The sequence below is a fragment of the Pseudomonas sp. GM41(2012) genome (genome assembly GCF_000282315.2).
Lineage (GTDB): Bacteria > Pseudomonadota > Gammaproteobacteria > Pseudomonadales > Pseudomonadaceae > Aquipseudomonas.
Window position 1 is genome coordinate 194,083 of sequence record NZ_AKJN02000008.1, and the last position, 18,017, is coordinate 212,099.

The 18,017-nt window shown below is 60.0% G+C and carries 18 protein-coding genes; 11 read left to right on the forward strand and 7 right to left on the reverse strand.

Annotated features, from left to right (window positions below):
• Nucleotides 1-2: 2 nt before the first annotated feature.
• Nucleotides 3-1,160, reverse strand: a complete 1,158-nt coding sequence (locus PMI27_RS07385; RefSeq protein ID WP_008152910.1) for an efflux RND transporter periplasmic adaptor subunit — start codon at nt 1,158-1,160, stop codon at nt 3-5.
• A 265-nt stretch (nt 1,161-1,425) separates the two neighbouring features.
• Between PMI27_RS07385 and emhR the strand changes: the two genes are divergently transcribed.
• Nucleotides 1,426-2,058, forward strand: a complete 633-nt coding sequence (emhR, locus tag PMI27_RS07380; RefSeq protein ID WP_008152912.1) for an efflux system transcriptional repressor EmhR — start codon at nt 1,426-1,428, stop codon at nt 2,056-2,058.
• A gap of 155 nt (nt 2,059-2,213) precedes the next feature.
• On the opposite strand, the gene PMI27_RS07375 is transcribed toward emhR, so the two are convergent.
• From PMI27_RS07375 to PMI27_RS07365, 3 genes are read right to left on the reverse strand one after another with little or no spacing between them, the layout of a single operon-like run.
• Nucleotides 2,214-3,263 (reverse strand): alkene reductase, encoded by a 1,050-nt coding sequence (locus PMI27_RS07375; RefSeq protein WP_008152914.1) that lies wholly within the window; start codon nt 3,261-3,263, stop codon nt 2,214-2,216.
• A gap of 21 nt (nt 3,264-3,284) precedes the next feature.
• Nucleotides 3,285-4,451 (reverse strand): MFS transporter, encoded by a 1,167-nt coding sequence (locus PMI27_RS07370; RefSeq protein WP_008152916.1) that lies wholly within the window; start codon nt 4,449-4,451, stop codon nt 3,285-3,287.
• Nucleotides 4,452-4,485: 34 nt separating this feature from the next.
• On the reverse strand, nt 4,486-4,788 hold the full coding sequence (locus tag PMI27_RS07365; protein ID WP_007983055.1) for an ArsR/SmtB family transcription factor: 303 nt from the start codon (nt 4,786-4,788) through the stop codon (nt 4,486-4,488).
• A gap of 171 nt (nt 4,789-4,959) precedes the next feature.
• Here PMI27_RS07365 and PMI27_RS07360 point away from each other — a divergent pair, with 171 nt between their 5' ends.
• Complete coding sequence (locus PMI27_RS07360; RefSeq protein WP_008152918.1) at nt 4,960-5,529, forward strand: acyl carrier protein phosphodiesterase; 570 nt, start codon at nt 4,960-4,962, stop codon at nt 5,527-5,529.
• Between the two features lie 111 nt (nt 5,530-5,640).
• Here the strand turns inward: PMI27_RS07360 and PMI27_RS07355 are convergent, their stop codons facing one another.
• Both PMI27_RS07355 and olsB read right to left on the reverse strand, forming a co-directional pair.
• Nucleotides 5,641-6,435: a lysophospholipid acyltransferase family protein gene (locus tag PMI27_RS07355; protein ID WP_008152921.1), complete on the reverse strand. Its 795-nt coding sequence runs from the start codon at nt 6,433-6,435 to the stop codon at nt 5,641-5,643.
• Entirely contained in the window at nt 6,435-7,190 is a 756-nt protein-coding gene (olsB, locus tag PMI27_RS07350) for an L-ornithine N(alpha)-acyltransferase (RefSeq protein WP_008152922.1), read from the reverse strand. Before olsB ends, PMI27_RS07355 begins: the two co-directional genes overlap by 1 nt.
• Before the next feature lie 154 nt (nt 7,191-7,344).
• On the opposite strand from olsB, the gene PMI27_RS07345 reads away from it, so the two are divergent.
• The 5 genes from PMI27_RS07345 (at nt 7,345) to PMI27_RS07325 (ending at nt 11,716) form a co-directional block, all read left to right on the forward strand.
• Complete coding sequence (locus tag PMI27_RS07345) at nt 7,345-8,223, forward strand: acyl-CoA dehydrogenase family protein (RefSeq protein ID WP_008152923.1); 879 nt, start codon at nt 7,345-7,347, stop codon at nt 8,221-8,223.
• A gap of 157 nt (nt 8,224-8,380) precedes the next feature.
• Nucleotides 8,381-9,475 carry a serine hydrolase domain-containing protein gene (locus PMI27_RS07340; RefSeq protein ID WP_008152927.1) on the forward strand — a complete coding sequence of 365 codons (1,095 nt, stop codon included), beginning with the start codon at nt 8,381-8,383 and terminating at the stop codon, nt 9,473-9,475.
• Complete coding sequence (locus tag PMI27_RS07335; RefSeq protein ID WP_008152929.1) at nt 9,472-9,801, forward strand: hypothetical protein; 330 nt, start codon at nt 9,472-9,474, stop codon at nt 9,799-9,801. Before PMI27_RS07340 ends, PMI27_RS07335 begins: the two co-directional genes overlap by 4 nt.
• 165 nt (nt 9,802-9,966) lie before the next feature.
• Nucleotides 9,967-10,557 carry a YceI family protein gene (locus PMI27_RS07330; RefSeq protein ID WP_008152931.1) on the forward strand — a complete coding sequence of 197 codons (591 nt, stop codon included), beginning with the start codon at nt 9,967-9,969 and terminating at the stop codon, nt 10,555-10,557.
• 1 nt (nt 10,558) lies between these two features.
• Nucleotides 10,559-11,716, forward strand: coding sequence for a phospholipase D-like domain-containing protein (locus PMI27_RS07325; protein WP_008152933.1), 1,158 nt, complete (start codon nt 10,559-10,561; stop codon nt 11,714-11,716).
• A 146-nt stretch (nt 11,717-11,862) separates the two neighbouring features.
• Here the strand turns inward: PMI27_RS07325 and bglX are convergent, their stop codons facing one another.
• The gene (gene bglX / locus PMI27_RS07320; RefSeq protein WP_008152935.1) at nt 11,863-14,154 is read right to left on the reverse strand and encodes a beta-glucosidase BglX; all 2,292 of its coding nucleotides are present in this window, start codon (nt 14,152-14,154) and stop codon (nt 11,863-11,865) included.
• A 236-nt stretch (nt 14,155-14,390) separates the two neighbouring features.
• Between bglX and PMI27_RS07315 the strand changes: the two genes are divergently transcribed.
• From PMI27_RS07315 to PMI27_RS07300, 4 genes are all read left to right on the forward strand, one after another.
• Complete coding sequence (locus PMI27_RS07315) at nt 14,391-15,002, forward strand: LemA family protein (protein WP_008152939.1); 612 nt, start codon at nt 14,391-14,393, stop codon at nt 15,000-15,002.
• Nucleotides 15,003-15,045: 43 nt separating this feature from the next.
• The gene (locus PMI27_RS07310; protein WP_008152941.1) at nt 15,046-15,798 is read left to right on the forward strand and encodes a TPM domain-containing protein; all 753 of its coding nucleotides are present in this window, start codon (nt 15,046-15,048) and stop codon (nt 15,796-15,798) included.
• Nucleotides 15,799-15,831: 33 nt separating this feature from the next.
• A complete protein-coding gene (locus PMI27_RS07305; protein WP_008152943.1) occupies nt 15,832-16,449 on the forward strand; it encodes a TPM domain-containing protein in 618 nt (205 codons plus the stop codon).
• 295 nt (nt 16,450-16,744) lie between these two features.
• Complete coding sequence (locus tag PMI27_RS07300) at nt 16,745-17,959, forward strand: class I SAM-dependent methyltransferase (protein WP_008152945.1); 1,215 nt, start codon at nt 16,745-16,747, stop codon at nt 17,957-17,959.
• Nucleotides 17,960-18,017 lie beyond the last annotated feature (58 nt).

The window sequence follows — 18,017 nt, forward strand, 5'->3', positions numbered from 1 at the left end:
GTTTACTCCCCTTTGCCGCTGGAAGCCTTGTTAGCTACCTGTGCGGGTGCCGGGTTCTTTGCGCCAACGTTAGTCGCTTCACTGGCCTTCACTTCGACGCCAGGTTTAACGAATTGCAGTCCTTCGGTAATCAGGCGGTCGCCGGCCTTCAGGCCGTCTTCGATCAGCCATTGGTTGCCGACGGTGCGGCTGGCCTTGAGGTGACGCAATTCGACCTTGTTGTCCGGGCCGACGACCAGCGCGGTCGGGGTGCCTTTGAGATCACGGGTCACGCCTTGTTGCGGGGCGAGGATCGCCGCGCTGTTCACACCGGCCTGCAATTGGGCGTGTACAAACATGCCTGGTAGCAGGGTGTGGTCAGGGTTCGGGAATACCGCACGCAAGGTCACGGAACCGGTGGTCTGGTCCACCGAGACTTCCGAGAACTCGAGTTTGCCTTCCTGTTTGTACTGGCTGCCGTCTTCGAGGGTCAGCTTGACCGCGGCCGCGTTGTCGCCAGATTTTTGCAGACGACCGCTTTCCAGTTCGCGGCGCAGTTCCAGCAGCTCTACCGAAGACTGGGTCACGTCGACGTAGATCGGGTCGAGTTGCTGAATCACCGCCATCGCTTCGACCTGGCCGCTGGTGACCAGCGCGCCTTCAGTCACGGTGGAGCGGCCGATGCGGCCGGAGAGTGGCGCGTAAACCTTGGTGTAACGCACATTGATCTGGGCGCTTTGCAGGGCGGCTTCCGATTGCAACCGGTTGGCCAGGGCCGTGTCGTATTCCTGACGGCTCACAGCCTGTTCGCTGACCAACTGCTTGTAGCGGTCGGAAATCGATTTGGTCTGTTGCAGGTTGGCTTCGGCGCTTTTCAGGGTGGCGTCATACACCGCCGGATCAATCTGATACAGCTGCTGGCCGGCCTTGACGTCGCCGCCTTCCTTGAACAGGCGCTTGAGAATGATGCCGTTGACCTGAGGGCGAACTTCGGCGATGCGGTACGCGCTGGTACGGCCCGGAAGCTCGGAGGTCAGGGTAAAGGCTTGAGGTTGCAGAGTAACGACGCCGACCTGAGGGGGTGGTGCGGCAGGTGCCGCCTCTTCCTTTTTGCATCCGCTGAGCAGCGATGCCAAGGCGAGGGCGGTGACCAGAGCGGTAACAGCTGGCTTGAATTGCATGAAAATCCTCGGGTCAGGCGCGCAAATTGCGCACTCGAAAGGTGGAAAAGTAAAAAATGTGCGCTGAGTGGATAAGTAGCTTGCTAAGGAATATACTTACGTTCATGGTTGTTTGTAAATACCTTGGCCGCGTATCCACACCGTTACAAAAGCCGTTCAAGGGTTCGAATTGTAGGCCGGGGACGACGCCTGAGAGCGATCGCCCCACTTTTATTCAGCGGATGTTCAGACATCGCTGAAGCATCCTGATTGAGGTTGTACTGTCATGGTCCGTCGCACCAAAGAGGAAGCTCAAGAAACCCGCAGCCAGATACTGGAAGCGGCAGAAAAGGCCTTTTACGAAAGGGGCGTGGCGCGCACGACACTGGCGGATATCGCTACCCTGGCCGGGGTCACTCGCGGGGCCATCTATTGGCATTTCAGCAACAAGGCGGATCTGGTGCAGGCCATGCTTGATACCTTGCATGAGCCGCTGGATGAAATGGCCAAGGCCAGTGAAAGCGAAGATGAACTCGACCCCTTGGGCTGCATGCGCAAACTGCTGATTCATTTGTTTCATCAAGTTGCCATGGATCCGAAAACCCGACGCATCAATGAGATTCTGTTTCATAAGTGCGAATTCACCGATGAAATGTGCGACCTGCGCCAGCAGCGTCGAGAGGTCAGCCTTGATTGCAATGTGCGAATTGCCCTGGCGCTGAGTAATGCGGTCAATCGGGGACAGTTACCGGAAGACCTCGACACTGCGCGAGCGGCCATCAGCATTCATGCGTATATCGATGGCATTCTGTATCAGTGGCTGTTGGCGCCCGACAGCTTTCAACTGCATATCGATGCTGAGCGTTTGGTTGATACTGGGTTGGACATGCTGCGCTTGAGTCCCAGCCTGCGCAAATGAAACTAAATACCTAATGGGGGTGCTTTTATATACGGACCCTCGCCAGGTTGATAGGTAGTGAGCTACCTGATTTGTAGGGATTTTGTGAGTAACACGGTTGCAAAAAAAGCCCCGGCTCTTTCGAGTCGGGGCTTTTGCGTTTCAAGGGGAGAGGCTTACAACACCGGGTAGTCGATGTAGCCCACCGCGCCCTTGGAGTAAAACAGCTCAGGACGTGGCTCATTCAACGGCGCATCGGCCTTCAAGCGTGCCGGCAGGTCCGGGTTGGCAATGAATGGCACGCCGAAGGCCACCGCATCGGCCTTGCCGCTGGCGAGCCAGGCGTTGGCGCTGTCTTTGGTGAAGCGTTCGTTGACGATGTACGGGCCGCCGAACGCTTCTTTCAATTGTGGACCCAGGCTGTCGCCATCTTCTTTCTCGCGGGAGCAGATGAAGGCGATGCCACGTTTGCCCAGTTCGCGAGCGACGTAAGTGAAGGTCTCGGACAGGTTGTCGTCGCCCATGTCATGGAGGTCGGCACGGGGTGACAGGTGCACACCCACGCGGCCCGCGCCCCAGACTTCGATCGCGGCATCGGTCACTTCCAGCAACAGGCGAGCACGATTTTCCACGGAACCGCCGTAGTTGTCAGTGCGCTGGTTGGTGCTGCTTTGCAGGAACTGGTCGAGCAGGTAACCGTTGGCACCATGGATTTCTACACCGTCGAAACCGGCCGCCTTGGCGTTCTCGGCACCGACGCGGTAGGCGTCGACGATGTCGGCGATTTCAGCGGTTTCCAGGGCGCGTGGGGTTGGGAAGTCGGCCAGTGGGCGAACCAGGCTGACATGGCCTTTTGGCTGTATGGCGCTTGGTGCGACCGGCACTTCATCGTCCAGGTACGACCCGTGGGAAATACGGCCGACGTGCCACAGTTGCAGGAAAATCTTGCCGCCCGCGCCGTGGATAGCTTTGGTCACATTGGCCCAGCCACGCACTTGATCGTTGGACCAGATACCCGGGGTGTCCGGGTAGCCGACGCCCATCGGCGTGACCGAAGTGGCCTCGCTGAGGATCAGGCCGGCCGAGGCGCGTTGTACGTAGTACTCGGCCATCAGCGCGTTTGGCACGCGGCCTTCGTCGGCGCGGCAGCGGGTCAGCGGCGCCATGATGATGCGGTTGGCCAACTCGAGGTCGCCCAGTTTGATTGGATCGAAAATAGTCGTCATGAAATAGCTCTCTTGTAGAGATCAGTTGGTAGCAGGGGCCAGTTCGGGATTGCCGCTCTGACGGAAGGTAATCAGGGTCACCAGCAGGGCGAGTACCGCCAATGCTGCTGCCGCGAGAGGAACGCTGGTCAAGCCGAAGCCGTGGGCGATGACGCTGCCACCGACCCAGGCACCCAGTGCGTTGCCGATATTGAAAGCGCCGATGTTCAGGGTCGACACCAGGTTCGGTGCGGCCTTGCCGTAGGTCACCACGTTCACTTGCAGGGCGGGCACGGCGGCAAAGCACGCGGTGGCCCAGAGGAACAGGGTGATTTCGGTCGGAATCAGTGCAACGCTGGTCCAGGTCAGCACGGTCGAGATCACGGCCATCGAGATAAAGACGCCGATCAACGTTGCGGCCATGCCTTTGTCAGCCAGCTTGCCGCCGATGATGTTGCCGACCGTCAGGCCCAGGCCGATGAGCATCAGGGTCCAGGTCACGCCTTTGGGCGAGACGCCGGTGACATCGCCGAGCAGCGGGGCGACGTAGGTGAACAGGGTGAATACCGAAGCTGCGAACAACGCGGTCATGCTCAACGACAGCCAGATCCCGGCGCCTTTGAGGGCGCGCAGTTCGGCGCGCATGTCGAGTTTCTCTTCATCGCGCTTGGCCGGCAGGAAGCGGATCAGGCCGATCAACGCGATCACACCAATTACGGTCACCGCCCAGAAGGTCGAACGCCAGCCCGCTTCCTGGCCGAGCGCGGTACCCAGCGGAACGCCGAGTACGTTGGCCAGGGTCAGGCCGGTGAACATCAATGCCACGGCCGAAGCGCGCTTGTTCGCTGGCACCAGACCTGCCGCCACCACCGAACCGATACCGAAGAACGCACCATGGCAGAGGGCGGTGACCACACGGGCAAACATCAGCACGTTGTAGTCAGTGGCCATTGCACAAAGCAGGTTGCCGACGATGAAAATCCCCATCAACGCTACCAGCGCGGCCTTGCGCGGCAATCTGGAGGTGGCCAGTGCCATGAACGGCGCACCGATGGCCACGCCCAGGGCGTAACCGGTCACCAGCCAGCCGGCGCCGGGAATCGACACACCGAGGTCCGCCGCCACATCGGGCAGCAAGCCCATGATGACGAACTCGGTGGTGCCGATGGCGAAGGCGCTCAAGGCCAGAATGAGTAGCGAGAGGGGCATTGTTGATTCCTTGTCGGCTTGCTGACGTTAAGGGTCAGAGCTCTTTGCTGAAGGTCTTGAGGAATTCCTGAATGGTTTCCTCATTGCGTTTGAAAAAATGCCACTGGCCGACTTTGCGGCTGCTGATCAGGCCGGCGCGTTGCAGGGTTGCCAGGTGTGCAGACACCGTGGACTGCGACAAACCGCAACGCTGATCGATCTGCCCGGCGCAGACGCCGTGCTCGTTGCTGTGAGACTGATCGGGGAATTCGACGGTCGGGTCTTTGAGCCAGTGCAGGATTTCTCGCCGTACTGGGTGTGCCAGGGCTTTTATTATTTCGTCGAGATTGATGGTCATGGTGTTGGGCTCGTGATGAGTAAAACGCTATATCGCGATGAGGCGAACTTTAAATCGGTATTTCGCGATATACAAATATGATTTTGGTCTGACGACCGCATAATTCGGTATATCGAGTTATAACGATATGTTGAGTGTAACGATACTAAGGCGCAGTGCTAAGCTGCGCCCATGAACTATCTCGCACATCTGCACCTCGGTGGCCAGCGCCCCGGTCAATTGCTCGGCAGTCTGTATGGCGATTTCGTCAAAGGGCGGCTGCAAGGGCAGTTCGATCCGGAGATCGAAGCGGCCATCCAGCTGCATCGCAGCATCGATGTCTTTACCGACCGCCATCCGTTGGTGGACGTTTCGTTGTCACGGTTTTCCATGACCCGCAGGCGTTACGCCGGGATTGTGCTCGACGTGTTTTTCGACCATTGCCTGGCCCGGGACTGGACGCTGTACGCCGACCAGCCGCTGGAGCAATTCACTTCGGGTGTGTACCGGGTGCTGTGCGCCGAGGCGCAATTGCCGGAACGTCTGGCGCAGATCGCGCCGCATATGGTCGCCAATGACTGGTTGGGTTCTTACCGGGAGTTTGCGGTGTTGGAGCAGGTGCTGCGGGGGATTTCGCGGAGGCTGACGCGGCCGGAGGAGCTGGCCGCAGCGATGCAGGAATTGCGAGTGTTGTATGAACCGTTGAGCGATGACTTCAGATTGTTCTATCCACAGCTTCAGGACTTCGCCAAAAACCGCTGACACCCATCCCTGTAGGAGCAAAGCTTGCTCGCGATAAACGATAACGCGGTCATCCGTTAAACCGCGGTGATCCTATCGCGAGCAAGCTTTGCTCCTACAGAAAAGCGGGGGTTATGCGGCGATGAGTTCGCCGGCATGTTGGGGTTCCGCCGGTTTTTCCACTTCGCCAAACAACGCCTTCTGCACCGCCTGCTGCGCTTCAAACGCCAATGCCGCACGCTCGCGACCTTCACATGCGATCGGCTTGAGCAAATGAATCTCCACGTCCCCCCGATCATTTGCAAACAAGCGCATCAAGTGCGAGAGCAAATCATCATCGCCAATGAACGGCGCCAGCGAATCGAGCTTCCCGTCGCGCAGATAACGAATCGCCACCGGCTGCAACTTCACTTCGGAGTCGATCGCCGCAGACAGCAATCGACCGTGGAAAGTGCGCAACGAACGGCCATCGGTGGTGGTGCCTTCCGGGAACATCAGCAGTGGATGTTCCTGCTCCAGATGACGGGTCATTTGTTTGCGGATCAACTGGCTGTCGCCCGACCCTCGGCGAATGAACAGGCTGCCAGCCTTGGCCGCCAACCAGCCCGCCACCGGCCAGGTGCGCACTTCGGCCTTGGACAGGAACGACAGTGGCGTGAGCATGCCCAGCAGCGGAATGTCGGTCCAGGACACATGATTGCTGACCCAGAGCATCGGCGCCTTCGGCAATTCACCGTGCACGGTCACGCGAAAGGGCAGGGCATTGCTCAGGCGTGCCATGAAAAATCGCGACCAGCGCTGGCGACGGACCATCGAATGAGCAATCCCCAGGCGTTCGAACAGCCCGAACACACTGGCCATGCTCAACCCCAGCGCCACCACCACCAACACTCGCGCAATCCGCGCGTACACCCGTAACCGACTCATCACACGGCCGCCTTGAAGTGCTTGGCATAACGCGGGCAGAGCTCGTCGCGCTTGAGCAGGATGAACACGTCGGCGACCTGGAAATCTTCGTCCCAGCACGGCTCGCCGCAGATCTTCGCGCCAAGGCGCATGTAGGCCTTGAGCAGCGGTGGCATTTCGGCGATGACGTTGGACGGGATGTCGAGGCTCGGCAGCGGTTTTTTCGGTTCGGCCCGCAGGTGTTCCGTGCACAGATAACGTTCGCGCAAGCGCTGCATGATCGCGTGGGCCTGGATGCCGCCGTCCTGCATCGGGATGCTCGCGCAACCCATCAAATAGCTGTAGCCGCCCTGGTTCAGCACTTCGGCCAGTTCGCCCCAGAGTACGGCGATGGTGCCGCCGTTACGGTAGGCCGGGTCGACGCAAGTGCGGCCGATTTCCAGGATCGGGCCTTTGAGATGGACCAGGCCATGCAGGCTGAATTCTTCTTCGCTGTAGAACTTGCCCAGGCTGCTGGCGGCGGTGTGGTCGAGCAATCGGGTAGTCGCCACCAGTCGCCCGGTGTTCAAGTCACGCACGCCGATGTGGGCGCAGTGAACATCATAATCATCCATGTCCAGACCCAGCTCCGCGCCTTTCAGCTTGGCGTTGAATTCGCCGCTGAACACGTTGAAGCGCAAGGCCTGGGCTTCCTGCAAGGCCTCTGCGCCCACCAGGCGTTCGGCTTGCAGGCGGCGTTCATTGCCGGTGTCGCTGATGCGGGCGATCTGAGTCATTGCGAATCTCCGTACGGGCCGGTCACCCGTCTTGGGTTGCAGCCGATCGACTTTCTTTATGCAGCCGTGTTGTGCAAAGTCAGGCTATGTAGCCCCGGTGTCATCGCCATGAAGCTTTGGTGATGCTTATATGACAGCCTTTGAGGAGCCTCCTATGCCCTGGCAAAACCTGCTGCGCCGCTGCGAACGTCTGCCCGCCAACCCGGACCTGGGCGAGGGTTTCGCGACCTTGTTGCACCAGTTGGGTAACGTCACGCCGTTCGAACTGGCGGTGGCCGGCGGGCGTTTGATGTCGACGCCGGGGCTGGCGTTTCTGGTGGGCTATCAGGCGGCGTTGCGCATGCTCTGGCCGAGCGCGCCGCTGAGCCTCGGCGCGTTGTGCGCGACCGAACAGCGCAGCCTGCGGGTGGCGGACATGCAGACCCGTCTGCACGATTTGCGCCTGAGCGGGCGCAAGGATTTTGTCACCGCAGGCGATGCTGCCGATTGGCTGCTGATCGCTGCTCGCAGTGAAGCTCCCGAGGAAAAACCGCGCCTGAGTCTGGCGGTGGTCTATCCCGATGAACCCGGCGTGCGTCTGGAAAAGTTACCGGCGATCCCGTTGATGCCAGACATCAGCCATGGTCGATTGCTTCTCGATAACGCTCAGTGCGAACTGTTGGCGGGGGATGGCTGGGAGGCTTACATCAAACCGTTCCGCACCCTTGAGGACATTTACGTTCTGAGCGCCATGACCGCCTGGCTGTACGGCATCGGTCAGGACAGCGACTGGCCGCAAGCCTTGCAACTGCGTTTGCTGGCGCTGCTGGCCGGGTGCGCGGAAGTCAGCCGGCAGGCGCCGAATAATCCGTCCGGGCATGTGTTACTCGGAGGCTTGTTTGCGCAGTTCGATGGGCTCAAGGCTGAGGTGACTCAGGCACTGGCCGATGGCCCGCCGCATTGGGCGGCGATGTGGCAGCGTGATCAGGGCGTGATGGATTTGGCGGCGGGGGCGCGGGGGAAGCGGTTGGCCAAGGCGTTGGCGGCGATCTGACGGGCCTCATCGCGGGCAAGCCTTGCTCCTACAGGTATTGCACGGTCCTTGTAGGAGCAAGGCTTGCCCGCGATGGCGGCCTCATGGGCGCCGCAAATTTCAAAACTGTCATCAACCGCGACTAGGCTCAGCAGGTCCATCCTTCCGAGCCCCCACCATGTTCAAAGGCTTGTCCCTGATTGTAGGGCTGTTGCTCAGCCTCACGGCCCACGCCGAATATTGGCCTGCCGAGCAATGGTCAACCGGTCCGACAGTCAGCGGGCCGGCGCTTCAAGCGCTGGAGGCTTACGCCTTCCCACCCCGTGATGAGGCCACCCGAAAAGGCATCCGCACCGACGCCTTGCTGGTGATCCGCGACGGTCAACTGATCTACGAACGCTACGCCGGTCCGACCACCGCCGACACCCCGCACCTGACCTGGTCCATCAGCAAAAGCCTGATGGCCACGGTCCTCGGCGTGGCCTATGGCGAAGGCCTGTTCAAGCTCCAGGACCCGGTGCAGACATTTTATCCACCGCTGGAAAAACACCCGACGATGACCATGGCCGACCTGCTGCATTGGGCCTCGGGCCTGGACTGGCAGGAAGACTATGAATACGCGCCGTTGAAATCCTCGGTGGTCGCGATGCTCTACACCCGTGGTCACCCGGACATGGCCGCATTCACCGCCGATCACGCTGAATACGCCAAACCCGGTCAGGCATTCCGTTACTCCAGCGGTGACAGCAATTTGTTATCCGCTGCACTGAAAACCATCGTCGGCCCGACCCGCTATCCAGACTATCCATGGACTGCGTTGTTCGAGCCTTTGGGGATTCGCCACGCTGTCTGGGAAAGCGATGCCACGGGAACCTTCGTCGCTTCGTCCTACGCCTATCTCACCGCCCGGGACCTCGCGCGAATTGGTCTGCTGATGGCCCGCGACGGCCGCTGGGGCGAGCGGCAATTGCTGCCCAGAGACTGGGTCACGTTCAACCGCGAACCTTTCGCTCACTATCAAGCCAATCAGGACGACGCCGTGCCCGGCGGCCATTGGTGGCTTAACCGCGTGGTGGAAGGCGCCGCAAAACCATGGCCCGATGCACCCGCCGACACTTTCGCCGCACTGGGTCATTGGGGGCAGGCGATGTACGTGATTCCCGGCGAAAACCTGGTGATCGTGCGCTACGGCGATGACCGCGATGGCAGCTACCGGCACAACGATTTGCTCAAACTCGCGCTCCGGGCATTTGCCGCGAAGGTGCAGCCATGAAGCGTCGCAGCTTTGTTCGTCGCCGACCGTTCAGCACGCTGTTGTTGATCCTGTTGATCGCCTTGCTCGGCTGGATCTGGCAAGAGCGCGTGGCGCTGTGGGCATTCCCGGACATCATCAGCGGCTATACCGCCAAGGAATATTGTTCGTGCCGTTACGTGATGAACAACCCGGCCGAGTACTGCCACAGCTATGTGAAGCAGTGGCTGCCGCCCAGCGGCTTTACTGATGACCCCGCCAGCAAACGCGTCACCGTCAGCGGAATGGGCCGCAACAACAGCGCGCAATGGATCAGCGAACGCCAAGGCTGCCGGTTGATGCCCTGAAAAGATCGCAGCCTTCGGCAGCTCCTACGGGGGGCACCCGCTACTTCATGGTTGCACGCGGTCGATGTAGGAGCTGCCGAAGGCTGCGATCTTTTGATCTTGCGGTTTGCAATGCGCCCACGGGCGGTTAAGGTTCGTGCAGGTTTATCTGCCCCACGAGTCTCTATGTTCAACCGCTTCCTCTGCAAAACACTCGCCTTCCTGCTGTTGGCCAGCGCCACGCTGTCGGCCCACGCCGATTGGTATCTGGACGGCGAGTCCTCGCGGCTGTCGTTCATCAGCACCAAAAACACCAATATCTCCGAAGTGCAGCGCTTTCTGGTGCTGCACGGCAAGGTCGATCCCAAAGGCCTGGCCGAGGTGGAAGTCGAGCTGGACTCGGTCAACAGTGGCATCCCGCTGCGCGATGAACGGATGCGCAAGGACCTGTTTGAAATCCAGACTTTCCCCCAAGCGCTGATCACCACGCAGATCGATCTGCGGCCAATCAACGATCTGGCGCCTGGTGCGCAACTTGAGTTGCGCCTGCCGCTGACCGTCAACCTTCATGGCAAACAACACGAATACAACGCCGAACTGCTGGCGACTCGTCTCGATGACCGGCGCTTCCAGGTGGTGACCCTCGAACCGCTGATCATCAATGCCGCGGATTTCGACCTGGCCCCCGGTCTGGAAAGTTTGCGTAAGGTCGCCGGTTTGTCGGCCATCAGTCTGTCGGTGCCGGTGGGTGCGGTACTGATTTTCACGGCGCGCTGACATGGCCGGCGCAATTTTCCCCTGGCGTGAAGGCAACCGTTTTGAACTGTTAATCGACGGTCCGCAGTTTTTCCCACGGATGTTGGTCGCGATTGCCCGCGCCGAAGAGCAGGTCGAACTGGAGCTGTACCTGGTGGAGGCGGGCGCTTGTGCCGAAGCGATGGTTCAGGCGTTGGTCCAGGCTGCCGAACGTGGCGTGCGCGTGCGCTGCCTGTTCGATGATTACGGCAGCCTCGCGTTCACCCTGACCTTGCGCCAGCGATTGATGGCGGCGGGCGTGGAACTGCGTTTTTACAATCGCCTGAGCTGGCGGCGCTGGGTCGGCAACTTCTACCGCGATCACCGCAAGTTGTTGCTGGTCGATCAGAGCATGGCCGTGGTGGGCGGCACCGGGGTGACCGATGAATTCTGGACGCCGGGCGAAGACACCAGCGAATGGCACGAAGTGATGGTGGAAATCACCGGTCCTTTGGTCATCGACTGGCAGTTGCTGTTCGACCGTCAATGGATTGCCAACCGCCATCGGCGCGCCTGGAAACCGGCTTCGCATTTCGGCTTGCCGCGTCTGCCACGCGTGCCGTCCGTGGGTGAGGGCATGGGCCGGGTCGCCTATGCCGACGCCCGCCAGCACCGGGACATCCTGCAATCATTGACTCGCGCGCTGAACAGCGGCCAGCAGCGGATCTGGCTGGCGACGCCGTATTTCCTGCCAACCTGGAAAGTCCGCCGCTCACTGCGCCGGGCTGCCGCCCGAGGTGTTGATGTGCGTCTGCTGCTGACCGGGCCGCGCACCGATCACCCGTCGGTACGTTATGCGGGGCATCGCTACTACCCGCGATTACTCAAGGCCGGGGTGACGATCTTCGAATACCAGCCGTGTTTCCTGCACTTGAAAATGGTCCTGATCGACGACTGGGTGAGCATCGGCTCGTGCAATTTCGATCACTGGAATTTGCGCTTCAACCTGGAAGCCAACCTTGAGGCGCTGGACCCGGGGCTGACGCGTGCGGTGGCGGCAAGTTTCGAGAGGGACTTTGCGCAGAGCCAGGAAGTCAGCCTGGAAGCATGGCAACGCCGGCCGCTGTGGCGGCGGGTGAAGCAAAGGATTTGGGGATGGGTGGATCGATTGGTGGTGAATCTGCTGGATCGACGCGGATAGTCGTCACACCAGAAACCACTGTGGGAGTGAGCCTGCTCGCGATGGCGGCATAACATTCTACAAAGATGCTGAATGTTATGGCCTCATCGTCGGAACGCCGCCCGGAGCAGGCTCGCTCCCACAGTTTTATTGCGGTGTTTCAGGTATTACAGCAGTTCAAAGCTCTGCTGCGTCACGTCCTGTGAATCCAGGCCGATCTCCACGTTGAACTTGCCCGGTTCGGCAGCGAACTTGAGCTGTGTATTGAAGAACTTCAGGTCATCCTCTGTGATGGTGAAGCGCACGACTTTCTGTTCGCCAGCCTTGAGCATGACTTTCTGGAAGTTCTTCAGTTCCTTGATCGGGCGGATCATCGAGCCGGTCACGTCCTGGATGTACAACTGCACCACGGTTTCGCCGTCACGTTTGCCGGTGTTTTTCACCATGACGCTGGCGTCGAGCTTGCCGGTTTTGTTCAGTGTGGTCGACGACAGCGCCATGTCGCTCAGGCTGAAATTGGTGTAGCTCAGGCCGAAACCAAACGGGAACAGCGGCCCGGTAGTGTCATCGAAATACTGCGAGGTGTAGTTGCCCGGTTTGCCCGGCGTGAACGGCCGGCCAATGCTCAGGTGGTTGTAGTAGGTCGGAATCTGACCCACCGAGCGCGGGAAGGTGATCGGCAATTTGCCCGACGGGTTGTAGTCGCCGAACAGCACGTCGGCGATGGCGTTGCCGCCTTCAGTGCCGCTGAACCAGGTTTCCAGGATCGCGTCAGCCTGTTCCTTCTCTTCGAGAATCGACAGCGGACGGCCGTTCATCAACACCAGCACCAGCGGTTTGCCGGTGGCCTTCAGGGCCTTGATCAAGTCGCGCTGGTTGGCCGGGATGTTCAGGTCGGTGCGGCTCGACGATTCGTGGGACATGCCACGGGATTCGCCCACTGCTGCCACCACCACATCGGCATCCTTGGCGGCTTTCACCGCTTCGTCGATCAGCACTTGGGCCGAACGCGGATCGTCCACCACTTCCGGTGCGTCGAAGTTGAGGAAGTTCAGGTAATCCAGGACTTTCTTGTCACTGGTGATGTTGGCGCCACGGGCGTAGATCAGCGTCGATTGCGCGCCCAGTGCCGTGGTCATGCCGTCGAACAGGGTCACCGATTGCGCGGGTTTACCGGCGGCGGCCCAACTGCCCATCATGTCGATCGGTGCCTTGGCCAGCGGGCCGACCAGGGCGATTTTCGCGGTTTTCTTCAGCGGCAGGGTTTCGCCCTGGTTCTTCAGCAACACCATGCTGCGACGCGCGACATCACGGGCCTCGGTGCGGTGCAAGCGGCTTTCGGCGTACGTGTCGGCCGGATCATCCTCAGCCTTGCCGATGCGCAGGTACGGGTCCTTGAACAGGCCCATGTCGTACTTGGCGGCGAGCACTTCACGCACGGCGTTGTCGATGTCGCTTTGCTGGATCTCACCCGCCTTCAACAGCCCCGGCAGCTCTTTGCCGTAGAGGGTGTCGTTCATGCTCATGTCGATGCCAGCCTTGATCGCCAGCTTCGCGGCTTCGCGACCGTCACGGGCAACGCCGTGTTTGATCAACTCGAAAATCGCCCCGTGGTCGCTGACGGCCAGGCCCTTGAAGCCCCATTGTTTGCGCAACAGGTCGTTCATCAGCCAGGTGTTGGCGGTGGCCGGCACGCCGTTGATCGAGTTCAGCGCGACCATTACCCCGCCAGCACCGGCGTCGATAGCCGCACGGTACGGTGGCAGGTAGTCCTGGAACATCTTGACCGGGCTCATGTCGACGACGTTGTAGTCACGACCGCCCTCGACCGCGCCGTACAGGGCAAAGTGCTTGACGCTGGCCATGATGCTGTCGGCCGCGTTCGCGCCGGTGCCCTGGAAGGCTTTGACCATCACGCCGGCGATGCGCGACACCAGGTACGTGTCTTCACCGAAGCCTTCGGAAGTCCGTCCCCAGCGCGGGTCGCGGGAGATGTCGACCATCGGCGCGAAGGTGATGTCGAGGCTGTCCGCCGCGGCTTCCTTGGCGGCGATGCGCCCGGACAGGCCGATGGCGTCCATGTCCCAACTCGAGGCCAAGGCTATCGGAATCGGGAAAATGGTGCGGTGGCCGTGGATCACGTCATAGGCGAAGAACATCGGGATCTTCAGCCGGCTGCGCATGGCCGCGTCCTGCATCGGACGGTTTTCCGGGCGGGTGATCGAGTTGAACGTACCACCGATATTGCCGGCAGCGATTTCCTTGCGGATCAGCTCCCGAGGCATTTCCGGGCCGATGCTGATCAGGCGCAACTGGCCGATCTTTTCATCGAGGGTCATTTGCTTCATCAGGTTGCTGATGAACGCGTCCTTGTTTTCCAGAGGAGCGGGCGTCGTGGCGGCCAATACGTTATGACTGGCCAGGCTGACGAACAGGCCCAGCAAACACAGCTTCTTCATGAATAGTTTTCTCAAAAGCCTAAACGGCAGTGAATACGCGCCGATCAGCCAAAATTTAGGGAGCGACTATTGTTGTTCAGGTAAATGCAGCACACTTCTGCGTGTTTTCGTGCTGGCGCATCTTTTAGCCCATTGGCTCGATGCAATCCAGTGGCGGCGGCAGATTATGCCCCAAGAGCCGGGTTCAAAGTTCGAAGGTTGTTTTTCAACGGAATGTGCAAGGGAGCATCAACCAGATGAATGTACGACACCACTATCGGTCGAGCCTGCAAGTCGCAGCCTTGATGTTGCTGACCACACTGCTGGCCGGCTGCGGCATCAACACGATTCCGACACTCGACGAACAGGCCAAGGCCGCCTGGGGCCAGGTGCAGAACCAGTACCAGCGCCGCGCCGACCTGATTCCCAACCTGGTGGAAACCGTCAAGGGCTACGCCAAGCACGAAGAAGAAACCCTGACCGCCGTGATTGAAGCCCGGGCCAAGGCCACGTCGATCCAGGTCGATGCCAAAACCCTGGATAACCCGGAAAAACTCAAACAGTTCCAGCAGGCCCAGGATCAACTGACCGGTGCCTTGAGCCGTTTGATGGTGGTGTCCGAGCGTTACCCGGACCTCAAGGCCAACCAGAATTTCCTGGCCCTGCAATCGCAACTTGAAGGCACCGAGAACCGCATTGCCGTGGCGCGCCGGGACTTCATCCTCGCCGTGCAGAAATACAACACGGAACTGCGTACCTTCCCCGGTCGCCTGTGGCACTCGGTGATGTACAGCGATTTGCCGATCCGCGAAACTTTCGAGGCCACCAGCCCCGATGCGGAAAAAGCGCCTCAAGTGAAGTTCCAGTAAGCGCCGCAAGGGGCTTGAAGCATCACCAAGGATGAGGTTGCCAATGCGTGTGTTGAAAGTTGGCCTGGTGCTGTTGCTCTGGGTGTTTGCCCTGACGGCCCAGGCTGCGTTGAAGTTTCCGGAACTGACCGGGCGGGTGGTCGATAACGCCCAGATGATCGAGCCTGCGGTGCGTGAGCAGCTGACGCAACAGCTTCAGGCCCATGAAAAAGCCACCGGCGAGCAGCTGGTGGTGGTGACGTTGCCGGATTTGCAGGGTACCGACATTGCGGACTTCGGTTATCAACTGGGGCGCTACTGGGGTATCGGCCAGAAGGACAAGAACAACGGCGCGCTGCTGATCGTCGCGCGCGATGATCGCAAGCTGCGGATTGAAGTCGGTTATGGCCTGGAAGATCGGCTGACCGATGCGCAGAGCTCGGTGATCATCAATCAGGTGATCACCCCGGCGTTCAAGACCGGTAACTTCAGCAAGGGCATCAGCGACGGAGTCGCGGCAATGCTTGTGGTGCTGGGCGGCAATCCGCTGGATGAGCCGTCCACGGTGTATGACTCCGGCGGCAATCAGGAAAGCGACTTCGTCTCACGGCATCCGGGGATCTTCGTGTTTCTGGTGATGCTGTTCATCCTGACGATGTTTGTCTGTCAGATGCTCGGGATCCTGCCCAGCGGCGGCGGTCGAGGCGGTTCGAGCGGCGGGTTCGGCGGTGGAGGTTTTGGTGGTGGCGGTGGAGGCGGGGGCTTCAGCGGCGGCGGGGGCAGTTTCGGGGGAGGCGGTTCCTCGGGCGGCTGGTGATCACATAACAATAACGAGTGGGCATTCTTAAACATGGCATTACTGACTGAACACGAACAACGCAAAGTTGCCGAGGCGATTGCCCGGGTCGAGCGCGACACCGACGCCGAACTGGTGACCGTGCTCGCGGCCCGCGCCGACGACTATGCGTACATCCCGCTGCTCTGGGCCAGCCTGCTGGCGCTGGTCGTGCCGGGTGTCGTGCATTACCTGACCGGCTGGCTGACCATGCACAGCTTGCTGCTGGTGCAATGGATCACGTTCATCGTGCTGTGCCTGGTGTTCAGGATTCCAAAAATCACCACGCACCTGATCCCGCGCTCGGTGCGTCACTGGCGCGCCTCGAACCTGGCGCGCCGGCAGTTTCTGGAGCAGAACCTGCACCACACGGTGGGCAGCACCGGCATGCTGATTTTCGTCTGCGAGGCTGAACGCTATGTGGAAATTCTGGTGGATGAAGGGATTTCCAAACGGCTGGACAACAAGAACTGGGATGGAATTGTTGCGGCGTTTACTCAGCAGGTGAAGCAGGGGCAGACGTTGCAGGGGTTTGTGACATGTGTGGAGGCGTGTGGCGAGTTGCTCAAGGTGCATGTGCCGGTGACGCATGTGAGGAATGAGTTGCCGAATCGGTTGGTGGTGTTGGGGTAGGCTTCTGGATTCTTGTTCGACTTAGATCCCGCCCCTCACCCCAGCCCTCTCCCCAAAGGGGAGAGGGAGCCGACCGAGTGGTACTTTCGAGCTGCATCGACCTGAAATTTCGAGTCGAACTCAGGTGTTGAAAAGCACGGAGATCTGCTCCCTTTCCCCCTCTCCCCATTGGGGAGAGGGCTGGGGTGAGGGGTGGTTTTCAAGCCGTTCGGTAAATAACTGCGTGTCCCAAACCCCCATCCCCCCTAAAATACCCGCCATTCCCCGATCCGCACCGCCCGAGGCCGTTTTTCCCATGTCTGTCACCGCCACTCCCGCCAGCCTCGCGCCGGATCACCACGCCCAGTTCATCGACCTGCTGCAATCCAGCCTCGACGATAACGCCTTCATCAAACTGGTGCTGGCCAAATACGTCGGCACTGAAGTGGATTTGCAGCGGCTGATCATCAAGCAACTGACAGTCAAGGATCAGTCCTGCCTGTCCTTCGTTTACCGCTACAAAACCCGCGACATCACCAAGAATTTGCCGATTGCCGAGGGCGTAGCGACCATCGCCGCACTCTTGCCGGCATCGTTCAAAAATGCGCATTTGCTGTCGCTGACGGATGAAGCTCAGCTGGAATACAGCAAAAAGGGCAAGTCTTCGCTGTTCAAGAGCAAACCTCAGCAATTGCGTGAAGTGCCGTCCGCTGAGCATAACCGCGAGAAGAACCGCTTTCTCGACCTGAGCCGGCCGTTCCTGGCTGACCTTGGTGTGACGAACAGTAAGCACGAGCTGATCCCGGCGATGTCGCGCAAGTGGAAGCAGATCAACAAGTTCATCGAAGTCTTCAGCCATGCGCTGACCACCTCACCGCTGGCGCTGGACAAACCGGTTCAGGTGGCGGATTTCGGCTCGGGCAAGGGTTACCTGACGTTCGCGATCCATGACTATCTGCGCAACACCTTGAGGGCCGAAGGCGTGGTGACCGGCGTCGAGTTGCGCGAAGAGATGGTGGATTTGTGCAACGCCGCGGCCGAAAAGCTCGAGCATCCAGGGCTGGTGTTCAAGTGCGGCGATGTGCGTAGCGTGGCGCCGAGCGAGCTGGACGTGATGATCGCCCTGCATGCCTGCGACATCGCCACCGACTACGCGATCCACACCGGTATTCGTTCCGGCGCCTCGATCATCATGTGCTCGCCGTGCTGCCACAAGCAGATCCGCCTGCAGATCCAGAGCCCGGCGCTGCTCAAGCCGATGCTGCAATACGGTCTGCATTTGGGCCAGCAAGCGGAAATGGTCACCGACAGTTTGCGCGCGTTGTTCCTGGAAGCCTGCGGTTACGAGACCAAGGTGTTCGAGTTCATCTCACTGGACCACACCAACAAGAACAAGATGATCCTGGCGGTCAAACGTGCCGAGCCGGTTGATCCGGCCCAGCTGTTGGTGAAGATTCAGGAATTGAAGGATTTCTACCACATCAGCGAACATTGCCTGGAAACCCTGCTGCGGGCTGACGGCTACCTCTGATCACAACCCCTGTAGGAGCATAGCTTGCTCGCGATAGCGATCTTGAGGACGTCATCGC